The organism is Streptomyces sp. NPDC005492, from assembly GCF_040605995.1.
Lineage (GTDB): Bacteria > Actinomycetota > Actinomycetes > Streptomycetales > Streptomycetaceae > Streptomyces.
The window spans coordinates 1-11,301 of sequence record NZ_JBEXDX010000053.1; the positions used below are offsets into that span (position 1 = coordinate 1).

Below are 11,301 nucleotides of genomic sequence, written 5' to 3' on the forward strand. Positions count from 1 at the left end.
GCGCCGGGTTCTTGTGGGCCTGCCGTCGCGTGCGCGGGGGGTGTGCCAGCACCGGCTGAGGCCGGCCAGGGGCGGCCCCGCTCCTTAACCACAGGAGCGGGGCCGCCCGTCCTCGTACCCGCCGATGCCTCCCGGACGCCGTCAGGCGCCCCTGCGCGGCCCCGGCGATCCGCGATGGCGGCTCAGCGTCCGCATGACGTCGGACACCCTGGTGTAGACGCCGGGACTCCCGGCCCGCCCGCACCCACTGCCCCACGACACGAGCCCGATCAGCTTCCCCTGGGCGACCAGCGGCCCCCCGCTGTCCCCCTGGCAGGCGTCACGGCCGCCCTCGGCCTCTCCGGCGCACAGCATGGGCTGGGGGAGGTAGGTGCCGTCGCCACCGGCCGGGTACGCCTCCTCGCAGCGTGCGTCGGACAGCACGTGCACGCGTGCGGCGTGCAGTGAGGCCGTGTAGTCGCCGCTGCCGGTGAGGTCGCCCCAGCCGTAGACCGTGGCGGCCGTGCCCGGTTCATAAGCCGCGTCACCCGCGCCCGCCATCCTGACGACCGAGCCCTGGGGCAGCGGATCGGCGAGGGTGAGCACGGCGAAGTCACCGGCGTTGGTGAAGGGGTCGTAGTCCGGATTCACCCACACCCTGCGAACGGCGATCTCCTTGCCCCGGTCCGAGAGCAGGTCCGTGCGGCCCGTGAGGGCCCTGAGATCGGCCGCCCGGTGCGGCGGCGCCCCCAGGACGTCGTCGCCCATGCAGTGGGCCGCGGTGAGCACGGCGGTCCGGCTCACGGCCACCGCGCCGCAGAACTGTCCTGCCCGGGTACCTCCGAACCGGTCACGGCTGGACAGCGCCACCGTCCATGGACTCTGGGAGACATCGACCGGGAACCCGCCGACGACGATGCTGTCGGCGGCCACGGGGGACGCGGAGACCAGCGGTATGACGGACGCGGCAGCCGCCAGGACCAGCGGCCGGGTCAGCGCCCGGGCAAGGGGACGACGCATGCACATTCCTCACTCTGGGATGGTGATGAGAAACCCAGAGTGATCCAGCGCACCGCGCCCCGCACCCGCAGTCAGCACGAAGGCCCGGCCCCCGAGGGGGAAACCGGGCCTTCCGTGTCGTACGACTACGACCTAGTCGAGGTAGTCACGCAGCACCTGCGAACGCGACGGGTGACGCAGCTTCGACATGGTCTTGGACTCGATCTGGCGGATGCGCTCACGGGTGACCCCGTACACCTTGCCGATCTCGTCGAGGGTCTTCGGCTGACCGTCGGTGAGACCGAAGCGCATCGAGACCACACCGGCCTCGCGCTCGGACAGGGTGTCCAGGACGGAGTGCAACTGCTCCTGGAGGAGCGTGAAGCTGACCGCGTCGGCCGGGACGACGGCCTCGGAGTCCTCGATGAGGTCACCGAACTCGCTGTCGCCGTCCTCACCCAGGGGGGTGTGCAGGGAGATGGGCTCGCGGCCGTACTTCTGGACCTCGATGACCTTCTCCGGGGTCATGTCGAGTTCCTTGGCCAGCTCCTCCGGGGTGGGCTCGCGGCCCAGGTCCTGGAGCATCTGGCGCTGCACGCGCGCGAGCTTGTTGATGACCTCGACCATGTGCACCGGGATACGGATGGTGCGGGCCTGGTCGGCCATCGCGCGGGTGATCGCCTGACGGATCCACCAGGTGGCGTACGTGGAGAACTTGTAGCCCTTGGTGTAGTCGAACTTCTCGACCGCGCGGATCAGACCGAGGTTGCCCTCCTGGATGAGGTCCAGGAAGAGCATGCCGCGGCCGGTGTAGCGCTTGGCCAGGGAGACCACCAGACGGAGGTTGGCCTCCAGGAGGTGGTTCTTGGCGCGGCGGCCGTCCTCGGCGATGATCTCCAGCTCGCGCTTGAGCTTGGGGGCGAGCTTGTCGGCGTTGGCCAGCTTGTCCTCGGCGAACAGACCGGCCTCGATGCGCTTGGCGAGCTCGACCTCCTGCTCGGCGTTGAGGAGGGGGACCTTGCCGATCTGCTTGAGGTAGTCCTTGACCGGGTCGGCGGTGGCACCGGCGGCGGCGACCTGCTGGGCCGGCGCGTCGTCCTCGTCCTCGTCGGAGAGTACGAAGCCGGCGCTCTCGGCGCCCTCGGGCTCGTCCCCGGTCTTCCCGGGGGTCTCCTCGGTCGCCTCTTCGTCGACGAGCTCGGCTTCGTCCTTCTTGGCGCTGGTCTTCTTGGCCGCCGGGGCCGTCTTCTTGGCGGCGGCCTTCTTGGCGACCGTCTTCTTGGCGGGCGCCGTCGTCTTCTTGGCAGCGACCTTCTGGGCGTCGTCCTCGGCGGGAGCGTCGACGACGGGCGCGGCCGGAGTGGCGGTGGCGGTGGCCTTCTTGGCGGTCACCGTCTTCGCGGCGACCGTCTTGGTGGCGGTGCGCTTGGCCGGACTCTTCGCTGCGACGCTCTTTCGGGTGCGCTTGGGCTCCGCGGCACTGACCATCAGCGTCACACCCTCTTCCTCGAGGATCTGGTTGAGGCTGCGCAGTACGTTCTTCCACTGAGTGGCCGGAATCTGGTCAGCTTCGAAGGCCCGACGCACGTCATCGCCGGCGATCTGCCCCTCAGCCTTTCCCCGCTCGATGAGCGCCATGACAGAGACGGACTCGGCGATCTCCGGCGGGAGCGTACGGGATGTGCTGGCCGACACGAACAACCTCTCGGAACGATGGAAAACGGCTTCCGGACCCGTCCTGTACGGACAGGAACCGACGACCGCCGACTTGGGGATGGGCCGACGGCGCGGGTGGGGGCCGGGAAGAAGCACAGCGCCTTGAACGGCGTCCGTATTCCCTTCCGCGGCTGTCACCTCTTAGGTCATCGCGCAGTTCCCGCGAGCGTTACGCCCAATCTGCGTGGCCCGAGTCACACCCCGTAAGCGTTCAAAAACGGTCAGACACGGGCAGAGGAGGTCACCCACTGCCGTGACGGGCACCTCCAAGGGAGATCCGGCGCCCCGTCGGACCGCCGGGACCCCGCCGGATTCCCTGAAGGATCCTGCGGGGTCCGGCGGGAAACCGGCGCCCCGGCCGGGCGGCGCCACGGGAACGCGGCACTCCTCGACCGCGCCGACCGCCCCCCGCGCGTCAGTGTTCGCGCGGCGCGGGCACCACGCGCTCCACCTCGGGGTGCACGATGAGGAGCTGCCGCATGGCCGCCTCGGCCGCCGCACCGTCGCCGGACGCCAGGGCGTCGACGATACGGGCGTGGTGCGCCAGGGACGCGTCGTTCGGGCGGTCGCAGCCCGTGACCGGACCGCCGGAGACCTGGAGGGCCGACGACACGATGCCGGAAAGGTGCTCCAGCATGCGGTTGCCCGCGACCTGGATGAGCAGCGAGTGGAACTCGGCGTCCGCGCGGGAGAACGTCAGCGCGTCGCCCTGCCCCATGGCGTGGCTCATGATCTCGACCATGTCGCAGAGGCGCTGCTGGACGTCCTCGCGCCCGTGCCCGGCGGCGAGGCGCGCGGCGAGGGGCTCGATCGTCCAGCGCAGCTCGCTCAGCTCGCGGCGCTGGTTGTCGCGCTGCGGGCCGAAGGCGCGCCATTCGATGATGTCCGGATCGAGGAGGTTCCAGTCGCTGACGGGACGCACGCGCGTGCCGACGTTCGGGCGGGCACTGACCAGGCCCTTGGCCTCCAGGACGCGGAGCGACTCGCGGACGACGGTGCGGGAGACCTCGAAGCGCTGGCCGATCTCCTCGGGCACCAGCGGGCGGTCGGCGCCCAGGTCCCCGGAGACGATCATCTGACCGAGCTGCTGGACGAGTTGGCCGTGCAAGCCGCGTCCGCGGCTGCCCGCGGCACGCCGGCCCACGCGGCCCAGCTCGGGGTCGGAACCGTCCCAGGAAGGGGCTCCGAGGCGCTCGGTGACGGGCGCCTCGGCATAGGGGTAGCGGTCGAGTTCGCCCGGGCCGGCGAGACCGGAGTCTGCGGAGCGGGCGGCGGTCATCATGGTGTGCGCAAGGGTACTCACGGATCCTTTGTCGGCGCTGGCTCCAACTCCCTTGAGGTCTTTGGTGAAAAGCACACGAAAGGGTGATCGCTCACCCCGTCGCAATTGACGCCTTATCGGAAAGAATTGGGCTTTCTGCGGGGAGTTGTGCGCAAAGCGGGGCCCCAAGGGTGCGGACGATCGTCATCGCACCCTGCTACGCAGGGTCGTGAGCAGGTAGGCGCACAGCAGGGCGGCCAGCGACAACGTCAGTGCCCCGCCCACGGGTTGGGCGATCACGCGTGCCGCAGCGGACAGATATCGCTCTCCCCCGAAGGGCCACTGCAGCAGGAACACCTTCCGCAACCGCATCGGAAAGCCTTCCGCGGTGCGTACGACAGGCCCCTCCAAGGCCTTGTGCACGAGGGGTACAACGAGAATCGGTACGGCGACGACCGCGGCGAGTCCGGCCGTGGTGGACCGGAAGACGCCCGCGGCCAGGACACCGGCCCAGGCACAGCCGATGACCAGCCCCATCCAACTCGCGCCCATCGAAAGCCAGTCCGCGGGAACCTGGGAGAGCTCCCGTCCGTAGACGAGGTAGAGCACTTCGGCGTCGCAGCCCACCGTGAGGAAGGCCAGCATCAGCGCGGTGGCGGCGGAGACGAGGAGTTTCGCGACGAGGAGCCCCATCCTGCGGGGCACGGTGCCGCGATCCGCCGCCAGGGCAGGGTGACGGAACTCGTCACCGAACGCGAACGCCCCGAGCAGTCCCGCGCCGAGCGCCGCGGGCGGCAGGGGCAGCTCGCGCGGCCACGCGGCCAGCAGACGCGGCTGCGGGGTGTGGCCGATCCGGGCCAGCAGCAGCGCGGTGACGGCGGACACGACGAGCACGGCGGCGCCGGTCAGAAATCCGGTACCGACGCCGGTGGCACGACGCAGCTCGTAGCGGAGCGGGCGCAGCGGACTGGGGGCCGAGCGGACGGAGATGGGGGGCGGGAGGGGCGACAGGGCGACGGGGGTGAGGGCGTGGGTGGGGCGCGGGACACGCGCAGGAAGGCAGGTACCGGCGGTCTCCTCGGGATCGATGAGGGGAACGAGTCGGGAGACGGCGGGGCTCGTCGTGCGAGGACCGGCGGTGGCCGCGTGGGGTTCGGCCGCGGGTTCCGGGTCCTCCGCGGCGGACGGTTCGGCGGTCGTCAGCGCGGTGGTGAGCGGCTGTGGACTGCGGGCGGGCGGTACGTCCGTGAGCGGCGGCGTCTCGGCTGTCGGCGGCGGGTACGACTCTCGCGGCTCGTCGACGGTCTCCGGCTCACCGTAGGGGTGCGCCCCGGCTCCGGGCCCCATGTCGCCGACCTCGTCCGCGAGTTGGTGTACGAGGATGTCGTGCCGGAACGCCGTATCGCCGACATCGGCGCACGTACTGCCGTACACGGAAAGGCGGTTGCCGTCCTCCCGTACGACTTCGACGGAGCGATGTGCGGTGCGGGCCTCCTTGGTGAGCAGGGCGGCGAGGCGGGCGGCGTGCGGGCTGCGGACGGCTACGCGGGGGCGCAGCCGGGTGCGGGCGAAGTCTCCGGCCTCCTGGTCGGCGACGAGTCTGCCCTGCTCCAGGGTGACGACCCGGTCGGCGCGGCGGGCGGCCTCCTTGGGGTCGGCCGTGGTGAAGAGAACCGTGCCGCCCTGGGCGGCGTGCGCGCGCAGCATGCCGTGCAGCCAACGGCCTTCGCGGGCGGAGAGGGCGTCCGCGGGATCGTCCAGCACGAGCGTGTGCGGGTCGGACAGCAGGGCGCAGGCGAGGCCGAGGCGGCGGTCCATGCCGCGGGCGAGGCTGCCGAGTCTTTCGTCGCGCAGACTGACGAGGCCGACCACTTCGAGGACTTCGTCGGCGCGCCGGGCCGGAACTCCCGCCGCTGCGCACAGCATGCGGAGATGACCGCGGACGGATCGGGCGGGATGTCCCGGCACATCGCCCAGGAGGACGCCGACCTCGCGCGAGGGGTGGGCGATGCGGTGCAGGGGGCGGCCCCTGAAGTAGGTGATGCCACGTCCCTGTTGGAGTTCGAGCATGAGCCTGAGCGCGGTCGTCTTGCCCGCGCCCGGTGCTCCGAGGAGCGCGGTGACACGGCCCGCGCGAGCCTCGAAGGAGACGTCGTCGACGGCGGGCGGATGCTCCTTGCGTGCGTTGCTGGTCAGTCCGAAGGCCTGGATCACCCACAGAAAGATAGCGCGCTATGTCCGTTTTTCCGGGCATCGAACGGCCCGCTCCGCAAGGGTTGATCGCCTCCGTCGGGTGCTACGGCGTCACACCTCGGGGCGCAGCATCGGCGGGTTGAGCAGGGTGGCCCCGCCGGCCCTGAACAACTGTGCCGGGCGGCCGCCCTGACGGGTCGTCGTACCGCCGGTCGGGACCAGGAAGCCGGGCGTGCCGGTCACCTTGCGGTGGAAGTTGCGCGGGTCGAGCGCCACCCCCCACACCGCCTCGTAGACGCGGCGCAGCTCACCGACGGTGAATTCGGTGGGGCAGAACGCCGTGGCCAGGGACGAGTACTCGATCTTCGAACGGGCGCGCTCCACCCCGTCGGACAGGATCTGCGCGTGGTCGAAGGCGAGGGGCGCCACCGGATCGCCGTCGCGGCCGAACGCGCCCTGGTGCAGCAGCTCCTCGACGGGCGCCCAGCGCGCGTTGCTGGCGTCGCCGCCGGCGCGGGGTGCGGGCAGGTCGGGAGCGAGCGCGAGATGGGCGACGCTGACCACACGCATCCGCGGGTCCCGCTTGGGGTCGCCGTAAGTCGCGAGCTGTTCCAGATGCGCTCCGTTGTCCTGGACCGGGACGGCCGGGTCGTGGGCGCGCAGTCCCGTCTCCTCGGCCAGCTCGCGCGCGGCCGCCTGCGCCAGATCCTCGTCGGCCCGCACGAAGCCGCCGGGCAGCGCCCAGCGTCCCTGAAAGGGCGGCTCACCCCTGCGTACCGCAAGCCCGCACAGAGCATGGCGGCGCACGGTCAGCACGACCAGATCCACGGTGACGGCGAAGGGCGGATACGCTGACGGGTCGTAGGACATGCGGCGATCATAGTCGTCTGCCTGACGATAAACACTCCCTTCGTCGGTACCGCCATGACTGATCCACTTTGGTGCGACAGGCGGCCCGTCCTCCGCTTCAGGCCCGTCGGCCGACGGGACCCCGTACGAGGTCACGCTCCCAATTGCAGGCCGTCGGCGGCCTCCTCGACCATGGCGACACCGAGGCGGCCGACCCGTACGGAGAAGGGGGCGCCCGCGACCCGCAGCCCTGTCAGGCCGATCTCGCCCAGAGGTGCGCCGCGCACCGGGCGGAGGGTGACCGTCCGGGCAGGGACGTCGGGACGGATGCCCGCGAGGGTGGTCAGCAACAGCACTCCGGCGGCCGCTGCCGTGGCCGCCGGTCGGCAGGCCGCCGGATGAGGAAGGGGCACGCTCCCGTCCGTGCGCTGCTCCCCCGCGTACATCTCGGGGAGCCGGTGTCCGAACGCCTCCGACGCGGCGAGCACGCCCCGCAACAGCGAGGTCGCCTCCTTCTCGAATCCGGCGACGGCCAGGCCCGCGACGGCGATCGCCGTCTCCGACACCCGCACGGCTCCGCTCCGGTGACCGAACGGGCTGTATCCCGGCTCCTTCGCGCCCAGGCCGCGCAGCCCCCAGCCCGAGTCCATGGCCGGGCCGCCGAGGAGCCGGGCGAGTTGTTCGGCCCGTACCTTGTCGAGCAGGCCGGGGGCGTACTCGCCGCCGCCCGACAGCCCGGTGTCGAGGAGGTGGGCCGCGGCCGCGCCGAGGTGCGGAACGTGACGTCCGTCGGGCGCCCGGGCCGCCGCGGGACGGCCGCCGCCCAGGTCCCCGAGCCAGAAGTCCGTGCGGAACGCAGTGCGCAACTCCTGGGCCCACTGCCGCAGTTCGGTACCGCCGGGCCTGCCGAACGTGTCGAGCAGATCGGCACCGAGCAGTGCGGCCCTGTGGGCGTGGGCCTGCGTTTCACACCGGACGGGTCCGCCGGGGTGCGGGTCACGAAGATAGGTGCCGTCGCCCACGGTGGTCCGCAGCCAGGTCAGACAGCGCTCGGCGGCCGGCAGCAACTCCCGCGTCCGCTGCTCCGGCAACCCCCAGCGGCGGGCCTCCGCGAGCAGCACCGGGAAGAGCAGGGTCGCCTCCGTCCCCGTGCAGACCGGTGGCAGATGCGCCCCCGCGTCGCGGCGCGGTCCGGGAATCATGCCCGACCGCGCTCCGGAGCCCTGGAGTTGAGTACGGGCGAGGATCCGCAGTGTGCCGACGGCGAGCCCCGTGCCGAGAGGCAATGTCATCCGTGCCGCCGCGAGCGACTCCGCCGGGGCCAGACCGCAGCGCCACGGTGCCCCTGCCGCGAGATGCGTGTCGGAGGGGTGCGCGGGGTCGCGCAGAAGCAGGGCCTGGAGATCCTCGATGCTGGTCCGCAGCTGCACCTGGACCCGGGGGTCGTCGCCCGCCGCCCGCGCGGAGGCCAGGGGGCTGGTCGCCCCGTGACCCACGGCTCGGACCGGTCCCGCGCCGTCCGGCCGTACCCGAAGTTCCACGCTCGCCGTGCCGCCCGGTGGTAGTTCGAACTCCCAGCGCAGCAGTCCCGCGGAGGCCAGCGCGTCGGTGGGAGGGGGATCGGCCGCGACCGCCGATGTCCCGGTGGCGCCGGACCAGCGCAGCCCGGAGTCGTGCACGCTGGCGGGCAGTTCGGGGCCCGTGCTGCCCGCGGCGATCGCGCCCAGGTCCGCCAGGTCCGTGCCGAGCGCCACCTCGACCGGCAGGCGCAGCGGGCGCCAGGACACGCTGCGCAGGGTGATGCGTTCCGTGCCGTCGGCGTGCCGGGTCCGCTCGACCACGAGGTCCGGGTCCGGGCCGCAGTCGGGAGACACCCGCACGGTGCCCACGAAACGGGCGCGGTCGGCCGCCGTCATCCTGGCCTGCACAGCCAGCGGTTCCCGTCCGGCCACCCGCACCTGGCAGCGGGAGAGCACACGCCGACCCGCGCGGTAGAAGCCCTCCAGTCCACGGCCGTTCAACTGCCCTTGCTCGGTGGAGACCGCGAGGCCCGGGAGGGCCACACAGATCAAGGCGGTGTGGGTGGGGGGCAGTTCGAGGGAGCGCCGGGGCGTCGGGCGAGGTGTGCGTGGCGAGGGGGTTTGAGGTGGGGAGAGGGAAGAGGCCCGGGGTGGGGGCGGTGGTGGGCGGCGGATCTGGCCGGGGGTCCGGCCTTCTGTCGGCGGGCGAGGTGACTGGTGGGGCTCAGTGGCACCGGGGTCAAGGCGCTCGTCGTCGGCGGAGGGCGGAGGCGGCGGGTGCATGGGCGGCTTCTTCTGCGCTCTGTGCGCCCGACACGTGTTCGGCGCCGGACGGAGGGTTCCGGGAGGACAGGGGCTGTGCGGCGACACGGCCCGTTCAGGCGTTCCGCCACTCAGGTGAACGGACACGGGCTCCTACTGGTCACGCCCTCGACCTGGGAAGCCGACCGAATGGCGGCGCGGCGCCGGGGGACAGCCCACGTCCGTTCCCCGGTCCCTGCCTCGGTCGGCAGCAACCCGGCGGCCGAGCCATCGGCCGCACGCACGTGCTCCGCGCGCCGCGTGCCCTGCTGCCACCACGGCGCCGCCGGACACCCCGGACTGGTTCACCCCTCGCTGAGCCGCCGCCGGTGACCCGACGATCCTGCGGCACCAGTCTCCGAACGCACCGAAGCGCCCACCGGACCGGCCGCACCGCCCTTCACTCCCCCAACCCTTGATCACCCGTCCCCCTCAATGCCGTTGCTCCCCGACTGCGGCACCTCCGAGCAGGTGTCGTAACGACGTGCACCGCCCTTCCCAGGGGTGCGCGGACGTGTACCGCCGGGACGTGCGGAGCCCTGTGCTGGTGTGCGCGGACGGGATCCGTCCGTTCCCGAAGGGCGAGGGCGGCCTTCGGCACCGTCGGCGTCGGTACGCGTGCGTCGCCGACGACGGGAGGTCGTGGCTGAGACCACCGGTGCCGGATCGTCGCCGGGGCCGCTCGCGTCCTGCGGGAGGGAGACATCGGCGGTCTCGGTCTCAGCTTCCGCAGCCTCTGCCCGGCCTTCTCGTTCCGCGCGCAGGCAGCGGCGGATCGACTCCGGGTCGAGGCCCTCGTTGCAGGCCTGGTGCAGCAGGCGGGCGAACAAGTAGTCGGAGTCCGCGCCCAGGGCCATGGCCAGGGCCTCCCGGGCCTCCAGATCGTCGCCGGTCGACCAGGCGACCCAGCCGGCGAGCGTGAGGGGAGCCGCCGCGTGTTCGCCGTACGAACCGACGCAGCGGCGGGCCAGTGCGCGCCAGAGGCGGAGGGCCGGGCCCGCGTCCTCGCCTTCCATCCACTCGGCGGCGCGGTCACGGGTGGTGCGGTCCTGGAGGCCGAGGATCAGCGTGGCTGCCTCGTCGTGGGCGAGCAGCAGATCGTCGCGCAGGTCCGACTGGAGTGCGCCGGTCACGAGCGGTGCGGCGGCGAACCGGCTCAGGATGCGCCGAGCGAGCTCCAGGGTCTCCCGCGCCACGTCGGCTCGGCTGGTGTCGTCGAGGATCCTGGGGACGAGAGCCAGACCGGCGGAGTCCAGTGCGGCTTCCTGCTCCAGCGCGGCGGCCGTCTCCCAGGGTTGCAGCCTGGCGCGCAACTCGCGCAGTGTGCCGCGCACTTGGAGTCCCGCGTAGGTCGCCGCCGCGGCCAGCACGGAGGTGCCGGGCAGGCCCATCGGGGAGCCGTCGACCGGGCAGCATCCCTCGATCGGGCAGCAGTACGACCAGAAGCGGCCGTCCGAGATGCAGATCGCCTCGATCACCGTCACGTCGAGGCGGCCGCACTCCGTGCGCAGGCTCTGCACGAGCGGGCGCAGTCGTTCCATGACCTGACGCCCCGACTCTCCCGGCGCCGGATCCTGGCAGACGTAGGCGATCATCTGCTCGGGCCGGGTTCCTCGGCGCTCGCTGCCGGTCACCAGGCCATGGGCCAACTGCTGTGCCACAGAAGCCCAGTCGTCCGCGCCGGCGGGAATGCCGAGCCTGGCCCGGCCACCGAACCGGCCCTGGCCGCCCCGATCGTGCAGGGCGACGAGGACGATGCTGTCCTCGGGGCGGTACCCGAGCAAGTAGGGCAGCGCGTCGGCGAGTTCGCCCGGGGAACGCAGGGTGACCTGGTGTTCGGTGCCGTGTCGGTCGTACGCGGTGGGGTCGATGTCGCCGTTTTCGGAGGATCCGGTCGTTTCGCTGTGATTCGTCATGCGTCGACGATCTCGCGGATCACGACTTCCCGCTTGAGCCTGTGGATAAGTCCGGTCAGGGACACGC

At 72.1% G+C, this 11,301-nt stretch carries 7 protein-coding genes; all 7 read right to left on the minus strand.

All coding sequences use genetic code 11. The features are described from left to right. Positions 1-141: 141 nt before the first annotated feature. Positions 142-999, minus strand: a complete 858-nt coding sequence (locus ABZT04_RS39810) for a serine protease (RefSeq protein ID WP_356063885.1) — start codon at positions 997-999, stop codon at positions 142-144. Between the two features lie 132 nt (positions 1,000-1,131). After that, positions 1,132-2,673 (minus strand): RNA polymerase sigma factor, encoded by a 1,542-nt coding sequence (locus ABZT04_RS39815; protein WP_356063888.1) that lies wholly within the window; start codon positions 2,671-2,673, stop codon positions 1,132-1,134. Positions 2,674-3,109: 436 nt separating this feature from the next. Continuing rightward, on the minus strand, positions 3,110-3,997 hold the full coding sequence (locus ABZT04_RS39820) for a FadR/GntR family transcriptional regulator (RefSeq protein WP_356063890.1): 888 nt from the start codon (positions 3,995-3,997) through the stop codon (positions 3,110-3,112). A 162-nt stretch (positions 3,998-4,159) separates the two neighbouring features. Beyond that, positions 4,160-6,169, minus strand: coding sequence for an ATP-binding cassette domain-containing protein (locus ABZT04_RS39825; protein ID WP_356063893.1), 2,010 nt, complete (start codon positions 6,167-6,169; stop codon positions 4,160-4,162). Between the two features lie 90 nt (positions 6,170-6,259). Beyond that, complete coding sequence (locus ABZT04_RS39830) at positions 6,260-7,018, minus strand: NUDIX hydrolase (RefSeq protein ID WP_355902241.1); 759 nt, start codon at positions 7,016-7,018, stop codon at positions 6,260-6,262. Between the two features lie 131 nt (positions 7,019-7,149). After that, a complete protein-coding gene (locus tag ABZT04_RS39835; RefSeq protein WP_356063978.1) occupies positions 7,150-9,066 on the minus strand; it encodes a glycogen debranching N-terminal domain-containing protein in 1,917 nt (638 codons plus the stop codon). 671 nt (positions 9,067-9,737) lie between these two features. Further along, positions 9,738-11,234 (minus strand): DUF4192 domain-containing protein, encoded by a 1,497-nt coding sequence (locus ABZT04_RS39840; RefSeq protein ID WP_356063895.1) that lies wholly within the window; start codon positions 11,232-11,234, stop codon positions 9,738-9,740. Between the last annotated feature and the right edge of the window lie 67 nt (positions 11,235-11,301).